The organism is Enterococcus sp. MMGLQ5-1 (genome assembly GCF_013155265.1).
In the GTDB taxonomy this organism is placed as follows: domain Bacteria; phylum Bacillota; class Bacilli; order Lactobacillales; family Streptococcaceae; genus MMGLQ5-1.
Map to the genome: position 1 here is coordinate 50,388 of NZ_JABJXU010000003.1, position 21,158 is coordinate 71,545.

18 protein-coding genes and 1 pseudogene are annotated in these 21,158 nt (G+C 36.3%); 15 read left to right on the forward strand and 4 right to left on the reverse strand.

Annotation, left to right across the window (positions count from 1 at the left end):
* Positions 1–623: 623 nt before the first annotated feature.
* Positions 624–1,073 (reverse strand): GNAT family N-acetyltransferase, encoded by a 450-nt coding sequence (locus HOY35_RS04545; RefSeq protein ID WP_172213891.1) that lies wholly within the window; start codon positions 1,071–1,073, stop codon positions 624–626.
* Between the two features lie 397 nt (positions 1,074–1,470).
* On the opposite strand from HOY35_RS04545, the gene rpsB reads away from it, so the two are divergent.
* Both rpsB and tsf read left to right on the forward strand, forming a co-directional pair.
* On the forward strand, positions 1,471–2,250 hold the full coding sequence (rpsB, locus tag HOY35_RS04550) for a 30S ribosomal protein S2 (protein ID WP_172213889.1): 780 nt from the start codon (positions 1,471–1,473) through the stop codon (positions 2,248–2,250).
* A gap of 104 nt (positions 2,251–2,354) precedes the next feature.
* Positions 2,355–3,389 (forward strand): translation elongation factor Ts, encoded by a 1,035-nt coding sequence (gene tsf, locus HOY35_RS04555; protein WP_172213976.1) that lies wholly within the window; start codon positions 2,355–2,357, stop codon positions 3,387–3,389.
* 612 nt (positions 3,390–4,001) lie between these two features.
* Here the strand turns inward: tsf and HOY35_RS04560 are convergent.
* Positions 4,002–5,681, reverse strand: coding sequence for an InlB B-repeat-containing protein (locus HOY35_RS04560; RefSeq protein WP_172213887.1), 1,680 nt, complete (start codon positions 5,679–5,681; stop codon positions 4,002–4,004).
* Between the two features lie 329 nt (positions 5,682–6,010).
* Here HOY35_RS04560 and HOY35_RS04565 point away from each other — a divergent pair, with 329 nt between their 5' ends.
* From HOY35_RS04565 to HOY35_RS04580, 4 genes are all read left to right on the forward strand, one after another.
* A complete protein-coding gene (locus tag HOY35_RS04565; protein ID WP_172213885.1) occupies positions 6,011–6,844 on the forward strand; it encodes a helix-turn-helix domain-containing protein in 834 nt (277 codons plus the stop codon).
* A 64-nt stretch (positions 6,845–6,908) separates the two neighbouring features.
* The gene (locus HOY35_RS04570) at positions 6,909–7,478 is read left to right on the forward strand and encodes an NAD(P)H-dependent oxidoreductase (RefSeq protein WP_172213883.1); all 570 of its coding nucleotides are present in this window, start codon (positions 6,909–6,911) and stop codon (positions 7,476–7,478) included.
* 1,717 nt (positions 7,479–9,195) lie between these two features.
* Positions 9,196–10,179 carry a DUF4003 family protein gene (locus HOY35_RS04575; protein WP_172213070.1) on the forward strand — a complete coding sequence of 328 codons (984 nt, stop codon included), beginning with the start codon at positions 9,196–9,198 and terminating at the stop codon, positions 10,177–10,179.
* A gap of 74 nt (positions 10,180–10,253) precedes the next feature.
* Positions 10,254–11,072 (forward strand): alpha/beta hydrolase, encoded by an 819-nt coding sequence (locus tag HOY35_RS04580; protein ID WP_172213068.1) that lies wholly within the window; start codon positions 10,254–10,256, stop codon positions 11,070–11,072.
* A gap of 208 nt (positions 11,073–11,280) precedes the next feature.
* Here HOY35_RS04580 and HOY35_RS04585 read toward each other — a convergent pair whose 3' ends face one another.
* Positions 11,281–11,562, reverse strand: a complete 282-nt coding sequence (locus tag HOY35_RS04585) for a SemiSWEET family transporter (RefSeq protein ID WP_172213092.1) — start codon at positions 11,560–11,562, stop codon at positions 11,281–11,283.
* Between the two features lie 19 nt (positions 11,563–11,581).
* Positions 11,582–11,683 (reverse strand): LPXTG cell wall anchor domain-containing protein, encoded by a 102-nt coding sequence (locus HOY35_RS13660; protein ID WP_172213066.1) that lies wholly within the window; start codon positions 11,681–11,683, stop codon positions 11,582–11,584.
* A 280-nt stretch (positions 11,684–11,963) separates the two neighbouring features.
* On the opposite strand from HOY35_RS13660, the gene HOY35_RS04595 reads away from it, so the two are divergent.
* From HOY35_RS04595 to aroC, 9 genes and pseudogenes are all read left to right on the forward strand, one after another.
* Complete coding sequence (locus tag HOY35_RS04595) at positions 11,964–13,034, forward strand: ABC transporter permease (RefSeq protein WP_172213064.1); 1,071 nt, start codon at positions 11,964–11,966, stop codon at positions 13,032–13,034.
* 11 nt (positions 13,035–13,045) lie between these two features.
* Entirely contained in the window at positions 13,046–13,717 is a 672-nt protein-coding gene (locus tag HOY35_RS04600) for an ABC transporter ATP-binding protein (protein WP_172213062.1), read from the forward strand.
* 52 nt (positions 13,718–13,769) lie between these two features.
* Positions 13,770–14,132, forward strand: coding sequence for a TIGR02328 family protein (locus HOY35_RS04605; protein ID WP_172213060.1), 363 nt, complete (start codon positions 13,770–13,772; stop codon positions 14,130–14,132).
* A 183-nt stretch (positions 14,133–14,315) separates the two neighbouring features.
* Positions 14,316–15,425, forward strand: a complete 1,110-nt coding sequence (locus HOY35_RS04610; RefSeq protein WP_172213058.1) for an AI-2E family transporter — start codon at positions 14,316–14,318, stop codon at positions 15,423–15,425.
* Between the two features lie 55 nt (positions 15,426–15,480).
* A pseudogene (locus HOY35_RS04615) lies at positions 15,481–16,782 on the forward strand (hemolysin family protein); the annotation flags it as partial.
* A 249-nt stretch (positions 16,783–17,031) separates the two neighbouring features.
* Positions 17,032–17,898, forward strand: coding sequence for a shikimate dehydrogenase (aroE, locus tag HOY35_RS04620; protein WP_172213054.1), 867 nt, complete (start codon positions 17,032–17,034; stop codon positions 17,896–17,898).
* The gene (aroB, locus tag HOY35_RS04625) at positions 17,895–18,962 is read left to right on the forward strand and encodes a 3-dehydroquinate synthase (protein ID WP_172213052.1); all 1,068 of its coding nucleotides are present in this window, start codon (positions 17,895–17,897) and stop codon (positions 18,960–18,962) included. Before aroE ends, aroB begins: the two co-directional genes overlap by 4 nt.
* A 90-nt stretch (positions 18,963–19,052) precedes the next feature.
* Entirely contained in the window at positions 19,053–19,991 is a 939-nt protein-coding gene (locus tag HOY35_RS04630) for a hypothetical protein (RefSeq protein ID WP_216656362.1), read from the forward strand.
* A complete protein-coding gene (aroC, locus tag HOY35_RS04635; protein WP_172213050.1) occupies positions 19,991–21,157 on the forward strand; it encodes a chorismate synthase in 1,167 nt (388 codons plus the stop codon). Before HOY35_RS04630 ends, aroC begins: the two co-directional genes overlap by 1 nt.
* The last annotated feature ends 1 nt before the right edge of the window (position 21,158 follow it).

Genomic DNA, 21,158 nt, shown 5'->3' on the forward strand with positions numbered 1-21,158 from the left:
CGGATGACGTATTTATTTGAACCGTATTGAGAGAGAAATTTCGGTAAAGCAATGCGTTTACGCATTTTAGATAATCTAGCTTCAACGGCTTGAAAGTATCGGCATAAGCTGAAAAAATAATTCATGGCAACAATTGAACTAAACTTTTAAAGCTCTCCTTGGTCGCTTATAAAAGTAAGTTCAATTGCATACCTTGCCGACTAACTGCCTCAAATTTCACTCTGAAATTCTCGGAGAGTAAGTCGTCATGGCAAAGAACGCCTTTTACTATTTTCCAGTCCTATGCTCAACTTTCAGAACGAGCCGTTTACGCATTTTAGATAATCTGGCTTCAGCGACCAGCGTTTAGGAAATTAGAGAAAAAGTACGCACAAGCTAGTTTTGTATTCATGCACTTGTATCGCTACTTTTCTAGCTGATTTAACCCATTCAAGCTAAACGAGTATTTCAGCGACTTACGGAAAAGCTTATGGCAACGTCCCCTAAGAGGTTTTCAGCTTAGGCGTTGACTAGTCGTTGTCGCATTGTCCCCCGTAAATTACGAACAGTATGAAAGGGAGGTAGGACTTTTGTCTCACCTCCCTTTTGGCATTTACCCGGATGTAGCTTATTTATAAAGCTTTTTATTTATTTTGAAGTATCATATCTAGATGTGGGATGCCATCCTCAAGGTAGGAATCAGAGACTGCCTTGAAGCCAAAGGAAGCATAAAAGGCTTCAAGATAGCTTTGTGCTTGGATTTTCACCCTTTTTTTTGGAAAACGTTTGGTCACTTCGTCCATTGCGGTGGCAAAGAGCTTGCGACCTAATTTTAACTGCCGATACTCCTTGACAACGAGCACACGGCCAATGCTCATATACTCTTGATTAAAGGGGACAATTCTGGCATAAGCTAAAATTTGATTCTTATTTTTGAAGAAAACATGGATTGCTGAAATATCCTTGTCATCTACCTCCTGATAGGGACAATTTTGTTCAACGACAAAAACTTTGGTGCGCTCCTTAAGCAGATTAATCAGTTCTGATGGCGTTAATTGTTCAGTCGTTTTGATTACGGTTTCAAAATTTGTCAAAAGATATAAGCCTCCTAAAGTTGTAAATTGTTTAATTTTTAAGCAAATTACTCATATTGTATCATATATTTCAATTATTAATAAAGGCTGTCAAGCAGCTTAATCAGTTGTATTTAAAGTAGATTTTTAGCCGCCATAATTAAAAAAATGTTTTGAAAAGAAGAGAATATCAAGTATTAAGCTAAGCAAATTTTTAGTGAATTTATCTGTATCCATATCCTAAATTTTATTCAAAGAAAAATCTTGACTTTTTTAGACACTTCAAGTAAAATTATAAGCGTTGCTTAAGGGCAATAAACCACAGTCATTGCGTATTTATCTAGTGTTGCCAGGGATGGTGCTAGGTCGAGCTTGAAACAATGACGAGGAAAAAACAAACAAAGGTGGAAACAAAAACATGGCAGTAATTTCAATGAAACAATTACTAGAAGCTGGTGTTCACTTCGGTCATCAAACACGTCGTTGGAACCCGAAAATGAAGAAATATATCTTCACAGAACGTAATGGTATCTACATTATCGATTTACAAAAAACAGTTAAATTGGTAGATGCAGCTTACGAATACATGAGAAACGTTGCAGAAGAAGGCGGTATTGCTTTATTCGTTGGTACTAAAAAGCAAGCGCAGGATGCAATTAAAGAAGAAGCAATCCGTTCAGGTCAATACTATGTTAATCATCGTTGGTTAGGTGGTACATTGACTAATTGGGATACAATCCAAAAACGTATTGCCCGCTTAAAACAAATTAATAAAATGGAAGAAGATGGCACTTTTGAGGTTCTTCCTAAAAAAGAAGTTGTTTTACTAAACAAACAACGTGAACGTCTTGAAAAATTCTTAGGTGGTATTGCTGAAATGCCAAGAATTCCTGATGTAATGTACATTGTGGATCCTAAAAAGGAAAGAATTGCCGTTCAAGAAGCACATAAATTAAATATTCCAATCGTAGCAATGGTAGATACTAACTCTGATCCAGATGAAATTGATGTTGTAATTCCATCAAACGATGACGCAATTCGTGCAGTTAAATTAATTACTGCGAAAATGGCTGATGCATTTATCGAAGGAAATCAAGGTGAAGATCAAGTCGAAGCTGCTGACTTTGTAGCTGAGGATGGTCAAGAAGCCGTTTCAATCGAAGAAATCGTTGAAGTTGTTGAAGGCGACAACGCATAATATTGCGTTAATTGGCTCAGTAATAAATTGAAACAGCAATAGGCAAGTGTCCGTTGCTGTTTTTTTAAAATATAACATTAATTAATATTAATAGGAGGCTTTTAATAATGGCTGTAACAGCAAAACAAGTAAAAGAATTACGTGACCGTACGGGTGTCGGCATGATGGATGCAAAAAAAGCATTAGTTGAAGTAGATGGCGATATGGATAAAGCAATCGATCTTTTACGTGAAAAGGGTATGGCAACTGCTGCTAAAAAATCTGACCGAATTGCTGCCGAAGGTTTGACTGGTATTTATGCTACTGGTAATACAGCAGCAATTGTTGAAATTAATTCGGAAACAGACTTCGTTGCCAAAAATGAGCAGTTTGTGAATTTAGTAAATGAAACAGCTCAATTAATTGCTGAAAATAAGCCTGAAACAAATGAAGCAGCATTAGCATTAAAAACTGCTGATGGTGAAACCCTAGAAGCTGCTTATATTAATGCAACACAGGTTATCGGTGAAAAAATTGCTTTCCGTCGTTTTGCGGTAATCGAAAAAGCTGATGATGAAAGCTTTGGTACCTATAAACATAATGGTGGTCGTATTGGTGTGGTGACAATCGTTAAAGGTGGCGACGAAGCTTTAGCTAAAAGCTTAGCAATGCATATTGCTGCCATGAAGCCGCAAGTGCTTTCATATACTGATTTAGAACCTGAATTTATCGAAAAAGAAGTGACTGCATTAAAAGCAAGCCAAGAAATTGAAAATGAAGATCGCAAACGTACTGGTAAGACTTTATTACGTATTCCGACTTACGGTTCTCAATTGCAATTAACAGATGAAGTTTTAGCTGAAACTAAGGCAAATCTTGAAAAAGAATTAGCTGAACAAGGTAAGCCAGAAAAAATCTGGGACAAAATTATTCCAGGACAATTAGAAAAATTTGTGGTTGACAATACACAAATTGACCAACAATATACTTTGTTGGCTCAACTTTACGTATTAGACGACAAGAAAACAGTTGGCAAATTCTTAGAAGGCGTTAATGCTGAAATCAAATCATTTACCCGCTTTGAAGTTGGCGACGGTATTGAGAAAAAAGAAGATAACTTTGCCGAAGAAGTCATGGCACAAGCTAAAGGTGCGAAATAGGCTAGTTCGCCAACTTCGTTCACCCCTGTCGAAAATGCTTGCATTTTTGACAGAAAAGAAAGCAAGCTAAAACGATAGATAAAAGACAAGTCTTGTGCTTGTCTTTTTTTTGGCCTAGTAATAAATATAAAATGAAAATAAAGCTTTTATTCGCAAAAAGGAATTTTTTTAGGAAAAGGGGAGCAAGCGTACAGCTGAAAATATTTTCCTTACGATTATATCACCGAAGTCATTTGTAGCATAGTGATAAAATGGAGAAAATAGTGTGGTCTTCTTTGTTAAACTATACTAACAAGCCAATTAAAAAAATTCCAGCCTAATCTTGCTCTTTTTTGGAACCATAATAAATTGGACTGAATCTATAATATGGATTTGGGCTTGTTTCTCGGAAGCAATGCTGGTCTCACAATAAAACGACAAATCTTGAGCAACACAAAAAGCAGCACTAAGCATGCTGCCACATCATATAGACAAACGCTCGATTATATTTCGGCATTTGTCTACATTCTGAAATTTCCAGCATGTACTGGAAATTTTTTTATTTGCTCAATTATTTATAGACTGTAAATTTTGGATATGAACCAATCTTTTGCTCTTTTTTGTCTAAATTAATTATTTTCTATTTTGTTTAAGCGCATTTCTTTTCTTGGTAATTAAGTAGTAGCTAGCCAATATCACTAATGAAATGCCAGCTAAAGCAGTATCAATTGTATTTTTATTCTCCCCAGTGCTTGGAAGCTTTTTGTTTATTGTCCCTGCATTTTGAATTGATGGCTTCGCTTTAGTATTGTCTTCAGCATTTGCGACATTCTCAGTGTCCTTTTCCCATTTAGCATACAATATCAAGTCACTGGTCACAGCTGAACTAAAATCATAGGTGACAGTTAAGCCTTTATCAAGATACCAACTGTTGAAGCGATAACCTGCTTTAATTGGATTAGTTGGTTTTGTGAGCAATGCCTGATCTTCAATTTGCTGCGTATCTACCTTGCTACCACCATTGCTATCAAATTGAACAGTATGAGCTTGGGCTGGAATAGTATTTTTTGTATAAATATAAATTATGGTCTGAGGTTGTTCTGTAAAGCTGCCCTTTGCATTTTCAGGGATTTCCTTTAGCGTATAGCCATCAATACTTAATTGATATGCCGCAGTAGAAACGTCATAATTGTCTCCGATATAACCATTGATTATCTTATCTTCAGCAATTTGATTACCGGCATTATCTTGATATTTGATAATTAAATTAGTTTCTTCTTTGATGGGCGCAAAAGTAAGGGAATAGCAGATATTGATATAGCCACTTACATTTGGAAAATCAGAATTGCCATATTCGATTGCACATTGGGTATAGGGACCATCTGGATATAGCGTTTCTTCAGAGTTAGAAAGGCTGTGACCGGCAAGAGCCTCATAGGTCAAATCAGGACTAGAATTACTCATATCCAAAGTGTATTCAATGCCATTATCCTTTTTTTCGGCTATATAGCTAACATATTTATTATTGATTGCCAATGTTTGTTGGTAAATATAGCTAAAGGCAGGGACGTTAAATAGTTGAATTTCGTCAAACGACAAAAAGAAATTTTTGTAATTATTTTGATCTAAAGCAAATGCCTTAGCTGTATGATAAGTATTATGTGGATCGATGTTTACAGAGCTGTATTGATTTAAATCAGAAAAATGAATCCCGTTTTGAAAGGTTTTGGCTAAGTCCTGATGAAACATTAAGGATGTTTTAGCTTTTAAAGCATCACTCATTAAAGCATTGAATCGATCAAAGGAATAGTCACCTGCTGCTGTGATTGACAAGCCTTGAATATACTCTAGTCCTGTGAAATCATTGATGAGTGGAAAAAGACTATTTTCCTCCGCAATAGTTATCGAATTGCCTGCTAAAAGTGCTTTAGTTATTTGAGCTGGCTCGCTCAGACCTAGTTGTTCCATCACTAATTTTTGCAGATTGGAATCGGGCATCCATGAGCTGATATCGTTTTCTGTTGACAATGCTCTGATTGTTTCTTCTTTGTCCTTAGCGTCTTGTGTTGCATTAATTTGTTGTTCAGCTAGCCTTTCTACCAAATCTGATTCTGTTGATTTTGAAATATTTTCATCATTTAAATTGCTCACTGAGGATAATTCTGCTGCTTGCTTGAACTGATTGCTAGTACTATCTAATTTTTCAGCTGGTACTGATGTATCCTCTGCTTTGCTGCTTGCTTCAAACGAAAACAGACTATTACTTATTATTGTGATTAGTGCTAAGGTTAAAATTTTTTTCTGCTTGAGCATTTTTCCTCCAAATTAATTATCATTTTTATTTATCTAAAGCAACATAACATATCGCAAAAGAAAAAATTTAAATATAATTATTTTTTTTTAGAAAAAAAAATTAATATCACGTATTTGACTTATTAAATATGGAATTAGTTGTTTTATTGCTTAAATTGCGATATTGCTGCTAGAATAGCAATTATTTTGCTGAAATTTTAAAAATACTCTATAAATTTATGCTTTATGGTATTCGTTAATATATAATTAAGCTTGAATTTATTAATACCTTAAATTATATCCTTATTCTAAAACTTTATGATTAATAGCAAATTGGAGTTGAAAACAACTTGAGGCAAAATATAAAAATCGGGAAGCTAATTAGTCAAGCACGAAAGCAAAAGCGCTTGACACAAAAGGAGTTATGCTTAAATTTATGTTCGCAATCAATGCTATCGGCAATCGAAAATAATCAGTATAGACCGAATGCTGAATTATTTATTGCGCTCTGTAGGAGATTGTCACTTGATTTGAATCAGATTGCCTTAAAATATCATTATCCGATTTCTAAAATAAATGAATTCAATCAAAGTGTCGCTGATTTATGTAATGCTCATCATTATGAAGCACTTTATAATTTCTTGATATCAGAATCAGTGATAAGTCAACTTGAGACTAGAAATGAGTATCGTAATTATTATTATTATTTGGGCTGCGCAACCTTTCATGTGAAAAGGGATTTACAGGAGACAGAGCAGCTTTTAAAGCTGGCCTTGGCGGAGGATAAAATGAATGATAGCTCAGAATCCTTAGCCTTATTAGCTTATGCCAGTTTGGGCTTTATCTATGCGCTAAAGCGGCAGCTTAGAGATTCTCAGAAGCTGTTTGAATATGCAATTACTCAAATTAAAAGCAGGCCCTTTGATGAAAACTTGGCGGTTATCTTTTATTTAAAGACTTTGGCTCAAATCATCTTAAATGAAAATCGGGCGAGTATTAATGGCACAATTTCAGAAGGGATTGATCTTGTTACCAAGCACCATGCTGTACATATGTTGGCAAATCTTTATTATTTATCGTCAATTGTTAATAAAGGTGATAAAGGTAATGACGACTTGCTCCGTAGTGAAATCTTTAAAGATTTATACGGGGAAGTGATTAATACTAAAATATCAGAATACTGATTTTAATATTTCCTTTTTATAAAGTATTATTATTATAAATTCAGAAAGGAAGTAAAAATATATTATGAATATTTTATTAATCTATACCTACCCTAATCACGAGGGCTTTAATCATGCCATTAAAGAAGCAGTGATCAGTAACATTAATCCAGCGCATCAATTGAAAATAATTGATTTATATGAGGAAAATTTTAATCCAGTTTTATTTTTTGATGGGACGCATCAGCGACGCAATTTGAATTTAGATCAGGAAACGAGTGATTATAGAGCAGCAATTGAATGGTCAGAATTCATTATTTTTATTTATCCAATTTGGTGGAGCAGTATGCCGGCAATTTTGAAGGGCTTTATTGATCGAGTTTTTGCGAAGGGCTTTGCCTATCAATATAAGGGACTCATTCCAATTGGTTTGTTAAAAAATAAAAGGGCATGGATAATTAATACTCACGATTCCCCGTTATTGTATGCTAGCTTATTCCAAAAGGATTATGGACGGATTTTAAGCAAGCAAATCTTGAAAATGTGTGGTATTTCAACCTATAAGCACTCGACTCTATCCTTTGTTAGAGGGTCGAACGAAAAAAAGAGAAAACAGTTTTTAAAGCGTTTAGCCTTAATCAGCTCACGTTTATAAGAGCAAAATCATTTATAGATAATGTATAGGGATTAAGATAAGTTCATGAATATTTTTTTTACTTTAAACTTTATTTAAGATAGAAAGTCTATGGTACTCTCATTCCAAATCATTAATCTTTTTCATAAATGCCTAGAAAGTGGAAGAAAAGCCGTTTAACGACATAGAAGAAATAGGTGCTAAATTGCCTCGTAAACCAAGGTGCTTTTTCTCTCTGATTAAAGCTGTGAAAAATAGACGAATCATTCGTTTATTCAGCCAGACGCTTTCTGTCTGACCGGATGACGTATCTATTTGAACAGTTTTGAGAGAGAAAGCCTGTCAACCGAGGTGCTTTCTATCTCTGAATAAAACTGTGAAAATAGACGAGTCATTCGTTTATTCAGTCAGACGCTTTCTGTCTGACCGGATGACGTATCTATTTGAACAGTTTTGAGAGAGAAAGCCTGTCAAACCAAGATGCTTACGCTTTTAGACAATCTAGCTTCAACGGCTTGAAAGTATCGGCATAAGCTGAAAAAATAATTCATGGCAACAATTGAACTAAACTTTTAAAGCTCTCTTTGGTCGCTTATAAAAGTAAGTTCAATTGCATACCTTGCCGACTAACTGCCTCAAATTTCACTCTGAAATTCTCGGAGAGTAAGTCGTCATGGCAAAGAATGCCTTTATTATTTTCCAGTCTTATGCTCAACTTTCAGAACGAGCCGTTCCAGCCTTTTAGATAATCTAGCTTCAACGGCTTGAAAGTATCGGCATAAGCTGAAAAAATAATTCATGGCAACAATTGAACTAAACTTTTAAAGCTCTCCTTGGTCGCTTATAAAAGTAAGTTCAATTGCATACCTTGCCGACTAACTGCCTCAAATTTCACTCTGAAATTCTCGGAGAGTAAGTCGTCAAGGCAAAGAATGCCTTTATTATTTTCCAGTCTTATGCTCAACTTTCAGAACGAGCCGTTTCAGCCTTTTAGATAATCTAGCTTCAACGGCTTGAAAGTATCGGCATAAGCTGAAAAAATAATTCATGGCAACAATTGAACTAAACTTTTAAAGCTCTCCTTGGTCGCTTATAAAAGTAAGTTCAATTGCATACCTTGCCGACTAACTGCCTCAAATTTCACTCTGAAATTTGAGGAGAGTAAGTCGTCATGGCAAAGAATGCCTTTACTATTTTCCAGTCTTATGCTCAACTTTCAAAGCAAGCCCGTTTCAGCTTTTTAGGCAATCTAGCTTCAACGGCTTGAAAGTATCGGCATAAGCTGAAAAAATAATTCATGGCAACAATTGAACTAAACTTTTAAAGCTCTCCTTGGTCGCTTATAAAAGTAAGTTCAATTGCATACCTTGCCGACTAACTGCCTCAAATTTCACTCTGAAATTCTCGGAGAGTAAGTCGTCATGGCAAAGAATGCCTTTACTATTTTCCAGTCTTATGCTCAACTTTCAAAGCAAGCCGTTTCAGCTTTTTAGGCAATATTCGGAAATTTGTTTATTTTCCTATGGTATTGAAGTTGTCGCCCTGTCCTCCGGAAATTAAGAACATTCAGCAAGAGGTAAGGATTTTATGTCTCAGCCTCGTTTCTTTTTTGATGATAAGTTTGATTTAAATTAGCCGCAAGAATTTTAATTAAAATGAATAGCTATTATTATATAATTTTTGGTTATGCTAAAATTAAACTAAAACTAAAACGATTAATTGGATGAGGGAGAAGTAAATGAAGCAAAAAATAAAATCAAGCATTGATTTATTTGTCAGTAATACAAGCGAGGTGAATCAAGTATTCACCTGGCAGGATAGCCTATCGAAAAAAATGTCAGCACTCCTATTTACCTTAAAAGGACTAGCTGTAAATACTGTAGCTATTAAGCAAAGTCGTGATATTATGAAGCAAAATACGGGCTTATTTTCAACTTTTCGAGGGAATTTAACATTACCAATTGCTAGTCTATTAGCACTTCAAGCTCAGCCTGAACGGTTGTTTAAAGAGGTTCAAGCAGCGTATAGCGCATTGAAGGAGGCTAAGTTTTATACATCTGATTATTTAACGGTTGCCGCTTATTTAATGGCAACACAGGCACAGGTACAGGATTTTGAAAGCATTGCTAAGAAGGCGCATGATTTTTATAGTCAAATGAAGTCGAGACATATGTTTATAACTGGCAGTGATGATGTTATTTATTCGGTAATGCTGACTCTTACGAAAATTGATGTGGAAGAAGGTAGCCGTGAATTAGAGAATATTTATCAGGCTTTAAAAGGTCAATTTCCTGCAAATTCAGTTCAAGCGATTTCACAAATATTAATGATTAGCGGCACTTCTTCAGAGGCTTTAATAAAGGTTACTGATTTAAACGAGACTTTTATTAATCACAAAATGCGCATGGATAGATCATACACTGCACCTAATTTAGCGGTATTGGCCTTACTTGGATTACCCAATGAGCTTGTAGTTGATGATTTAGTTGAGGCATACAATTATTTGAGGCAGCAGAAGGCCTTTGGTCTATTTTCAATTGATAAGCAAACAGGCTTACTATTTACAACGGCGATTGTTGCTTCAGTTTATGCCGAGGAATTGAATGATGGGGTTTTAGTTGCTAGTATTACGACCACAATTACGAATATTATAATTGCTCAGCAGGCTGCTATTACTGCCGCGATTATTGCAAGCACAGCAGCAAGCTCAGCCAATAATTAATTTGAGCTTTGAGTTAAATCTTATTGTCATATCTATCTATTATTTGTCTTAAGAGGAAGGATAACGGTCATAATATGAAAAATTTAAAAATTAAGATTGGGAAAACGGCAGTTCTTGAAGCTTATCTGATAAATTGTTCTTCACAAATTGATCGTATTGCTGAGCGACCAGCTATTATTATTTGTCCGGGAGGCGGGTATGAAAGAATTGTAGAAAGAGAAGCGGAAGTAGTAGCCATTAAAATGTTAAGCTTAGGTTTTCAAGCATTTGTTTTACATTATACTGTCGAGCTGGGTAGTTATCCAGCCGCCTTAACTGAATTGGCTGAGTCAGTTCGCAGGATAAGAAATAATGCAGAAAAATGGCAAATTAATCCGAATAAAATCATGGTTGCTGGTTTTTCTGCCGGCGGTCATCTTGCGGCATCATTGGGTGTCTTTTGGCAGGATGCATGGTTAGCACGTGAGCTGGGTGGCGATTCAAGGCAATGGCAGCCTAATGGGTTGTTATTAGCATACCCAGTTATAAGCTCAGGTATCTTTGGTCATCAAGCTTCATTTATTAATCTATTGGGAAAAGATTTGACGCAAAATGAAAAGAAAAAACAATCACTTGAATTACAGGTTGGGCCAGCTGTTCCGAATTGCTTTATTTGGCATACAGCGGCGGATCAAACTGTACCAGTAGAAAACAGCTTATTGTTTAGTCAAGCATTGAGTCAGCACAATATTCCTTTTGCACTTCACATTTTTCCAAGCGGTCAGCATGGCTTAAGCTTGGCAACTCAGGAGAGTGCTGGACAAGCCAAGGATATCAATGCACAAGCAGCTGTTTGGCCTCAGCTTTTTGAGCAATGGTTTCAAGCGAATATCAATAAATCAGAGCCTCAGTAGATCGTCAAGAATTGTTTAATTAATACATTTAATATTAAAGGACTAGCAATGAGCGTTTGAATCATTGCTAGTCCTGTTATTTTGAGGTACATCTTATAAAAAAGCAACATATCATATATCTCAATGATAAATAATATAAGGTTAAATTGAGCTGGCAGTGGCTAAAAATTGCTGAATTTTAATTTTTATTTATCGATACATTCTAATGCTAATAAAAAAGACGTGTATTGTAAATGAATATTATATTTAAAAATGAGGTGAAAAAAGTAATAGTACCTAGAATGACACCGAGGCTGTTTGGAACGATTAGGATATAATCTCGCTTTGGTTCATTAGTTAAGCCATACAATACCCAAATTAGACAAGAAATTGCGGCAATCAAGGGCTGCCAAGGCTGTCCTTTGTGTCCGTTTAAGTTGGCTACTATCTGAGGAATATAAGCGATGAAAACAAATATACCAATTGCGGCCCCGATTGTTCCAATAAACATATGTATTTTTTTCTTCACATTACTTCTTCCTTTTCTGATAAATCATAATGCCAATGACAATAAGAATAATGCCTATATATGGCAGTGATTTTATGACTTGTTCTCCAGTATTTGGTAACATTTTTATCTCCTTAATACTTAACTTTCGAGTTATTTTATAGAATCTAAACTATGACCATCATACCATAAAATGAGCTCCTTAATCTAATCTATGATGATTAGTATTGATTAAAAATTTTTATTTATTAATTGAGGCTTTAACTAGCTGAGCCATTACTTTGACAGAAAATTAATTAAAGCTTAAGCTCTTTTTAAAGGGTCATTTGTAGACTAAACTATGTCTGGTTAATTGAATTAGCCGATTTTTAGGACGACCATAAAGTTAACTTGGAGGATAAAATATGTTTCTTGCATTAAACGAAATTCGTCATGCTAGGCTAAGATATGGTCTGGTGGTCGGTGTTATTTTTTTAATTGCCTATTTAGTCTTTTTTTTAAGCGGTCTATCCTATGGCTTAGCACAAGAGAATAGGACTGCAGTTGATAACTGGCAGGCAGATAGGATTTTAATTTCTGATGCTGCCAATGACAATTTAGGCGCTTCTCAATTGGATGCCAACCTCTTCAATCAGGCTGAGGCTAAACAAAAAGCGGCATTGAGTCAGGCTTCTGCGGTCATTTATCGCTCGGCTGACAAAGCTAAAAAGGAAAATGTCAGTTTTTTTGGTATTGATCAAAATCAATTTTTAGCACCAAAAATAAGCTCAGGTAGAATGTTTGAGTCAGATAGAGAGGTTGTCGCTGATAGTAGTCTTAAAACAGAAAATGGCTATCAGTTAGGTGATACAATCAAAGCAGCGACCAATGATCAAGCACTAAAAATTGTTGGCTTCACTGAAAATGCGAAATATAACACAGCTCCAGTCCTGTATATGTCGTTTCAAACCTATCAGATTGCCAATGGGGCTTCTATAGCAATTAATCAAGCCGAGCCAAAGATTAATGCGATTGTGATTAAAGGAAAGCTTCATAATTCTCCAGCCGGGGTGGTTAATTTATCTATTAAGGATTTTATAAATGAATTACCCGGCTACAGTGCACAGGTTTTAACCTTCGGTTTTATGATTGGTTTTTTAGTCGTTATTGCAGCAGTCGTGATTGGTATATTTATTTATGTATTAACAATGCAAAAAACACCAGTATTTGGTGTGATGAAGGCACAAGGTATTTCAAGTGGCTATATCGCCCGTTCGGTTATAGTCCAGACCTTTTTGCTCTCATTGTTAGGTGTACTAATTGGCTTAGTAATGACTCTAATCACCGCATTTTTTTTACCAAATGCTGTGCCCTTTCAAAGTAGCACGATTTATTTTATCGTGGTTGGTGTTTTAATGATTATAGTCTCAGTTTTAGGGGCTATATTCTCAGTTCGCTCGATCGTTAAGATTGATCCGCTAAGAGCTATTGGATAGGAGGAATAAAGATGAGTGCAATTGAAATGAAAGCAGTCATTAAAAAGTTTCAGGATGGTGATGAAACGATTATGGCATTAAAGACAACCAACTTTTCAGCAGAGCAAGGAGAGCTAATTGCTGTTATTGGCCCATCTGGCTCAGGTAAAAGTACATTTTTAACCATACTTGGCGGTTTGCAGTCGCCAACTGATGGTGAGGTTTTAATTGATGGATACGATTTTAGTCACAAAAATGAAAAGCAGCGTGCTAAAGTACGCTTTGATAAAATTGGCTTTATCTTACAATCGTCAAATTTAGTGCCATTTTTGACTGTAAAGCAGCAACTTCAGCTTGTTGACCATGTCCTAAAAAGGAAAACTAATTCTGATAGTGGCAACCTTCTAGAACAGCTTGGTATTCAACATTTGGAAAATAAATATCCAGATGAGCTATCAGGCGGTGAACGCCAACGAGTTGCAATCGCTAGAGCCTTATATAATGACCCAACAATCATTTTGGCTGATGAGCCAACAGCCAGCTTAGACACGGAAAAAGCCTTTGAGGTAGTTGAATTACTGGCGAAAGAGGCGAAAGAAAAGAACAAGGCAATTATCATGGTTACGCATGACTTAAGACTTATAGATTATTGTGATAAAATATATACGATGAAAGATGGTACCTTACAATTAAAGAATGATTAATAACTGTCTTAGTAATCATTGAAGATGATAAACGAAAAGGGTGAAAATAGAATTGAGACTTTGGCATCAAGAATTAATCAGAAAATTACCTCGTGCCCAGCTTCTTGGTCAGCATCGTGAATGTTGTGCTTTAAGAGGTAACGGCTGGGGAAAAAAACACAGTACAGTAAACTATGTATTTAAGTATTCACCAAATAAGCTGTTTTATTATCATAAGCTTGTAATGGAAGAGATGGCGCGTCGTAATTATAAGCCTGATGAGAAGTGGTTAGATATGCGATATCGTGGGATGAAATGTGAGCCCTATTTGCAATTACAGGATGAAGGAATTACTAATCCAATTTATCCAGAGCATAATCATGCATACTTACTGGAATGTCTAGAAAATTTAGAGCGAAAAGGAATTATCATTTAGTTGTTATTAAATCCAACTCACGACTGATAATAAATTCTAATAAATAAGCTACATTAGAATTTGAATTAGTAATTAATGATTTAATTTGGTTTTTAATTGAATTAATGGTAATCCACTAAAAGTTATGCTATTTTAAATAAACTGAGTTATTTCTGTTGGTTTATGATTATTTTGAGGTGAAAAATGAATTCATTATTTAAATCAAGAATGTTTTTTTGGTCTGTTCAGCTATTGGTCTTGGCAGCATTAGTTTTTTTATCGAGTAAAATTGATTTTGTTTTTCAGCCAATTGGTGTGTTTATAGGAACTCTTTTTGCACCATTATTAATTGCTGGTTTTTTATATTATGTTTTAAATCCAGCTTTAATATTTTTAAATAAGAGGCTGAAGGTACCACGTTTATTAGGCATTATTATTGTTTTTATTTTATTGATATTTGTGATGGTCTTTAGCTTAATGAATTTATTACCGTCCTTGATTGAACAAATAACTGAATTGGCTAAAAATGTCCCACAATATTTTAATGATGTTGAACAATGGGTGATTGAGCTTCAGCGCTATCAAATTTTTAAGAATATTGATTTTGAAGAATTATTAAGTAAAGCTGATATTTCTTATGGCAGTATTGTTAAAACGGCATTAAATCAAACGGCTCTTTCCTTTAATTCAATCTTTGGTGTGATAACAAAGGCGGTATTTATTATCGGTACCGTGCCATTTTTATTATTTTATATGCTTAAGGATGGCGATAAATTTTTACCTTTTATTAAGTCAAAATTTTTAAAAGAGGATAAGTACGATGTGATTGGTCTACTTAAAGAAATGAACCAAACTATTTCAACCTATATTAGTGGACAGGCTATTGAATGTCTTTTTGTAGGCGTTGGTTTGCTTGTTGGCTACCTATTATTAGGCTTGCCCTATGCCTTCTTATTTGCTGTAGTTGGTGGCTTGACTAACCTAATTCCCTATTTAGGACCGTATTTAGGTGCGCTACCTGTAGTGCTGGTGACTATTTTCGATGATCCAGTTAAAACGGTAATCGCAATCGGAATTGTCTTAATTGTCCAACAAATTGACGGTAACATTATTTACCCTAATGTAATTGGAAAAACCTTGGCAATTCATCCAATGACCATTATTATTATTCTTCTAGTTGCAGGTAAGCTAGCTGGTCTACTTGGTATTTTCTTAGGTGTTCCGATTTACTCTTTGGCGAAGGTCTTAATTCGATTCTGTCACACGCTTTATCTGGAGCATAAGCAAAGTAAGTTATTGAAAACTGAAGATTAAAATGCTACTCTTAATATAGTGCACATTATTTATAAAAATAAGGAGAGATATATTTATGAACGGTGACCCCGAGAGTTCGTCGCTCGTTTTTCAAATTCTACTATTGATTTTTTTAACACTTTTAAATGCTTTCTTTTCAGCTAGTGAAATGGCGATGGTTTCTTTAAACAAAAATCGTCTTGAGCAAAAGGCAGATGAGGGTGATAAAAAAAGTCAGCAGCTATTAAAAATTGTTGCCAACCCAAATAATTTTTTATCTACGATTCAGGTTGGTATCACCCTAATTAACATTTTAGCAGGTGCTTCACTTGCTGAAACCTTGGCAAGTAAGATTGCGCCATTGCTTGGTGGTAGTGCAACCGCTAAAACTGCGGCTAGCTTTATCGCTTTGACCCTATTGACTTATGTTTCAATTGTGTTTGGTGAGCTTTACCCTAAGCGTATTGCACTCAATCTAAATGAAAGGGTTGCCAGCTTTTCAAGTGGTCCTATTACAATGCTCGGTCATATTTTAAGACCCTTCGTATGGCTATTGTCGGCATCAACAAACCTGCTTTCTCGGATTACTCCGATGAAATTTGATGATGAGATGGATAAGATGACTCGTGATGAGATGGCGTATATGTTATCTAATGACGATGTCCTTGATTCAAATGAAATTGAAATGCTTCAGGGTGTCTTTTCACTTGATAATATCGTGGCCAGAGAGTTAATGGTGCCACGGACGGATTCATTTATGGTGGATATCAATGATGGTACAGAAGAAAATCTTAAAAAGATTTTGGATCAAAGCTACTCAAGGATTCCAGTTTATGATGATGATAAGGATAAAATCATTGGTGTCTTGCATACCAAAACACTTTTATTAAATGCTTATCAAAAAGGCTTTGTAGACTTAAATTTACGTCAAATTTTGCAAGAGGCATTATTCGTTCCCGAAACAATTTTTGTTGATGATTTACTGTTTGAATTAAAGAAAACACAAAATCAAATGGCGATATGTTTAGATGAGTATGGTGGTGTTAGTGGTATTATTACACTTGAAGACTTACTGGAGGAAATCGTTGGCGATATTGATGATGAGTCTGATTTAGCTGCCCCATTGTTTGAAAAAATTGATGAAGGCACTTATATCATTCAAGGCAAGATGTTGATTAATGAGTTTAATGAGCAATTTGATACCTCTCTTGAAAAAAATGATGTGGATACCATGGCAGGTTTCTTCATCAGCTCAATTGGTCGAATTCCAGATGACGATGAAAAAATCAGCTATGAAATTGATACGGATCAATATCATATTGTTCTAATCTCAGAAGAGGTGAAGCTAAAGCGAATTAATAGTTTGAAAGTTATCTTTACCGCTTTGCTTTTGCCAGATTTAGAAGAAAATGAAGCAAATAATAGTTAGTAGTAAGCCCGCTTGTTTCTCGGTGAGAAGCAGGTGGGCTTTTAGCTGCTTTATAGAATATATAGAGTCAAGCAATGCTGTTAAATTGTTAATTGTCGGCTCTTTTAAATTTTGCTATACTATAGAGTAAAGTTGACAGAACATTTAGGCATTTTAAAATATTCTGCGCAAAATTAAATTGTATTATAGGAGCAGGTAATGGAAATTAATGGTCACACACGTATGGCAGCAGTTGTCGCAAATCCAATTAAGCATAGCTTATCACCCTTTATTCATAATTCAGCCTTTCAGGCATTAGGTATAAATGGTGTCTATTTGGCTTTTGAAATTGAAGCGGATCAGGTGAGTGAAGCTGCAAAAACGATTCGTTTACTAGACCTTTATGGCATTAATATTTCGATGCCCTATAAGCAAAAATTTATTAAGGAAGTTGATGAATTAACAGATGCTGCTCAACTGATTGGGGCAATTAATACAATCATAAATCAAGATGGTAAGCTAATTGGTCATAATACCGACGGCGTTGGTTTTATGCGTTCTGCCTATGAGCTTGGCTTCACCTCAAGTGAAAAAATGGTTGTTATTGGTGCAGGCGGTGCGGCAACAGCGATTATCGCCCAAGCAATGCTAGATGATGTTAAAGAAATTGTTGTCTTTACCAGACGCTATGAAGGCTTTCCAGAGGAAAAGGCACGATTAGATGAAATGTCGGATAAATGTGGTCGTCAAATTATTTTAAACGACCTAGCGGATACAGAATTATTAAATCATGAAATTTCATCTGCTCGGCTAATAGTGAATGCAACAAGCGTTGGCATGAACCACTTAAAAGACCTAACACCGATTCCTGATTTTTCTATTATTAATAACAATCACCTAGTAATTGATGTTGTTTATAATCCATTGGAAACCTTATTTTTAAAGCAAGCGAAGGCGCAAGGCGCAAAGGTGAGTAACGGTCTTGGTATGCTTTTGTATCAAGCAGCTGAAAGCTTTAAATGCTGGACAGGACAAGAAATGCCTACTTCTGATATCAAACTCGCATTAGAAAGGAAATTTCAATGAAACTAAATGTAAATTTACCCAGTCATCCCTACGATTTATGGATTGAAAAGGGCGCTATTAAAAAAACTGGCGAATGGGCTAAGGCTTTATGGCAGCCTCAGACTATTGCGATTATTACGGATAATCACGTAGCAAGCTTATACCTCTTGGATATTCAAAAACAGCTAGAGGCAGTCGGTTTTAAAGTGATTGCTTATGTTTTTCCAGAGGGTGAAGCTAGCAAGAGCTTGAAAACAGCAGAAGAAGCTTATTTATTCTTGGCAGACAGTGGGATGACAAGAAGTGATGGCATTATCGCTTTAGGTGGTGGTGTCGTTGGTGATCTAGCAGGCTTTGTTGCCTCTACCTTTATGAGAGGGATTCATTTCTTACAAATCCCAACAACTTTAGTGGCGCAGGTAGATAGCTCAATCGGTGGCAAAACAGGTGTTAATACAGCTATTGCTAAAAATATGATTGGTACCTTTGCTCAGCCAGATGGTGTATTGATTGACCCTGAGGTTCTAGCTACCTTAGATGAGCGCCGTGTCCGTGAGGGCATCGGAGAAATTGTTAAATGTGCTGCCATTGATGACCTTGAGCTGTGGCACGAGCTAGAAAGCTATCAGGATGAATTTGATTTGGTAAATCATGCGGAGACAGTGATTCATGCCTGCTGTGATGTTAAAAGACGAGTCGTTGTTGAAGATGAGCTAGATAATGGGATTCGTTTAATTTTAAATTTTGGTCATACTATCGGTCATGCGATTGAAGCAACCGCGGGCTATGGTGTCGTGACTCATGGTGAGGGTGTCGCAATTGGCATGGTACAAATGAATCGGATTGCTGAGGAGAAAGGCTTATCGCCAAAAGGCTCAACGGCACAATTAATTACGATGCTTGAGAAGTTTCATTTGCCAATTAGCTTGTCACCTTGGAACGAGGCGCAGCTTTATGAAGCGCTGACACATGATAAGAAGGCACGCGGCTCGAAAATCAAAACCATTATTTTAGATGAAATTGGTAAGGCAAAAATTAATCCAATTGATTTGGTTGAAATGAAGGATTATTTGAAAGTGAATTGATGATGAAAAAAAGGGGGGTGCCTATGTCCAGACGTGTTAGTAATCTAGTGCATAGAGGTCGTGGCTAAGTCTGTTAGAGATTGTTTTAGCTTGCCGGATACAATCTCTTCAACATTAGATACGGCGCTATTGTTGCGAATCGGTGATGAACGTGGTGAACTGTTTACTGATACTAAAATCAATCAATTTTTAGCGCAGTCACAATTAATCAAAAAAATTTTGAATAGTGAGAACAGTCATTCTAACCCAATTTTATCATTGATTTTTAAATTGAGTGCCCTATCCGAAATTCCTTATAGCAGTCGTTTGCCTGAGGTTCAAGTTTTAATAGAAATGCTAAAGGAGAAGGCGAGTACGGGGCAAGGCTTTTCCTATACTGGTCACGTTGATGATATTGTTCCTTGCTATAATGCGATGGTGCTTGAGGCATTTGCTCGATTCGGTTTAGCAAAAACACATGAATGTCAAAATGCGCTAGCTTGGATTAAGCGTTACCAGCTGTTTGAGCGCAATCAGGTAACAGAGTGGCGCCATAAAGGTATCTATAAGCATGGTGGTTGTTTGGGCAAAACGCCTTGTTACATTGGTATCGGTAAAACAGTTCGGGCACTGATAACTTATCGTGCTTTTTGTGAAAATCCAGATCAGCAAATAGACAATTTGATTGCTAAGGGCTTATCATACATGAAAAAGCATCAATTTTTTTTGCGGTTATCTGCTAACCAGCCGATTAGCAAGCATATTACAGAAAATATTTTCCCCCAAAGTTATTTTTTATCATTAACTGATTTGATTTATATATATAGTAAAGGTGATTGTTCCAAGCAGCAATCAAGTGAGGCTTTGCTTGAACTGCTTAAGGGTAAACAGATGAACCAGAATCAGCAATATAAAATTGATTATCTTTATCGTTACCCAGGCTACGTTAGCTTTGACAATCGGCGTGGCAAATCAGAATGGCTGACGTTTCTTTATCCACACTGGTTGAAGGGCACGCAAATTATTACAAAAAATAGAGGAGCAAATTAATGAGATATTTTACTGCTGGCGAAAGTCATGGACCAGAATTAACAGCAATTATTGAAGGCTTACCTGCCGGTATCCCTTTATCCGCCGAGGATATTAACTTAGAATTGGCACGTCGTCAGACTGGCTACGGCCGTGGTGGTCGGATGCTAATCGAAAAAGATCAAGTCAAGATTACAAGTGGCTTGCGTCACGGCTTGACGCTCGGTTCACCACTAACCTTGGTTGTTGAAAATAAAGACTGGAAAAACTGGACTGAAATTATGGCTAGTGAGCCAGTGGCGGATAAGGTGAAAAAAATGCGCCGTGTTGCCAAGCCAAGACCCGGTCATGCAGACTTAGTTGGCGGTATGAAATATCGCTTTTCTGATTTACGCAATGTTTTAGAACGCTCTTCGGCACGTGAAACGACGATGCGTGTTGCGATTGGTGCGGTTGCTAAAAAGATTTTGAGCGAGCTTGACATGACGGTGGCAGGTCATGTTACTCGTTTAGGCGGTATCGATGCAATCATTCCAGAGGCTTTAACAGTAGCTGAAATAAAAAAAATATCAAACCAATCAGAGCTTAGAGTTGTTGACGCAGCGGTGGAAGATGAGATGAAGGCGCTGATTGACCAAACTAAGAAAAATGGCGATACAATTGGTGGCACAGTTGAAGTACAAATCGATCATGTGCCTGTCGGATTAGGCAGCTATACGCAATGGGACCAAAAATTGGATGCGAAAATTGCCCAAGCGGTGGTTTCAATCAATGCTTTTAAAGGTGTTGAATTTGGTATTGGCTTTGAAGCGAGCAAATTACCCGGCTCACAGGTTATGGATGAAATTATTTGGAATAAATCGAATGGCTATACACGTTCATCCAATAAATTGGGCGGTTTTGAAGGTGGCATGACTAACGGTATGCCAATTATTGTTAGAGGAGTGATGAAACCTATCCCAACCTTATACAAGCCGTTAATGAGTGTTAATATAGATACGAAAGAGCCATATAAGGCAAGCGTCGAACGTAGTGATTCTACGGCAGTACCTGCTGCGAGCGTCGTGGCAGAAGCTGTTGTAGCGACAGAGGTAGCTAAAGCAATCTTGGATAAATTTTCAAGCGATAATCTTGAAGAATTAAAGGCTGCTGTGGCAAGTCATGCTGAATATGTAAAGCGGTTCTAGT

What these genes read in the sequence shown, in the direction of transcription:
- rpsB (WP_172213889.1), top strand. Translation starts at nt 1,471, where the DNA reads ATGGCAGTAATTTCAATGAAACAATTACTAGAAGCTGGTGTTCACTTC.
- HOY35_RS04560 (WP_172213887.1), bottom strand. Translation starts at nt 5,681, where the DNA reads ATGCTCAAGCAGAAAAAAATTTTAACCTTAGCACTAATCACAATAATA.
- HOY35_RS04570 (WP_172213883.1), top strand. Translation starts at nt 6,909, where the DNA reads ATGAATATTTTATTAATCTATACCTACCCTAATCACGAGGGCTTTAAT.
- HOY35_RS04575 (WP_172213070.1), top strand. Translation starts at nt 9,196, where the DNA reads ATGAAGCAAAAAATAAAATCAAGCATTGATTTATTTGTCAGTAATACA.
- HOY35_RS04580 (WP_172213068.1), top strand. Translation starts at nt 10,254, where the DNA reads ATGAAAAATTTAAAAATTAAGATTGGGAAAACGGCAGTTCTTGAAGCT.
- HOY35_RS04585 (WP_172213092.1), bottom strand. Translation starts at nt 11,562, where the DNA reads ATGTTTATTGGAACAATCGGGGCCGCAATTGGTATATTTGTTTTCATC.
- HOY35_RS13660 (WP_172213066.1), bottom strand. Translation starts at nt 11,683, where the DNA reads ATGTTACCAAATACTGGAGAACAAGTCATAAAATCACTGCCATATATA.
- HOY35_RS04595 (WP_172213064.1), top strand. Translation starts at nt 11,964, where the DNA reads ATGTTTCTTGCATTAAACGAAATTCGTCATGCTAGGCTAAGATATGGT.
- HOY35_RS04600 (WP_172213062.1), top strand. Translation starts at nt 13,046, where the DNA reads ATGAGTGCAATTGAAATGAAAGCAGTCATTAAAAAGTTTCAGGATGGT.
- HOY35_RS04610 (WP_172213058.1), top strand. Translation starts at nt 14,316, where the DNA reads ATGAATTCATTATTTAAATCAAGAATGTTTTTTTGGTCTGTTCAGCTA.
- aroE (WP_172213054.1), top strand. Translation starts at nt 17,032, where the DNA reads ATGGAAATTAATGGTCACACACGTATGGCAGCAGTTGTCGCAAATCCA.
- aroB (WP_172213052.1), top strand. Translation starts at nt 17,895, where the DNA reads ATGAAACTAAATGTAAATTTACCCAGTCATCCCTACGATTTATGGATT.
- aroC (WP_172213050.1), top strand. Translation starts at nt 19,991, where the DNA reads ATGAGATATTTTACTGCTGGCGAAAGTCATGGACCAGAATTAACAGCA.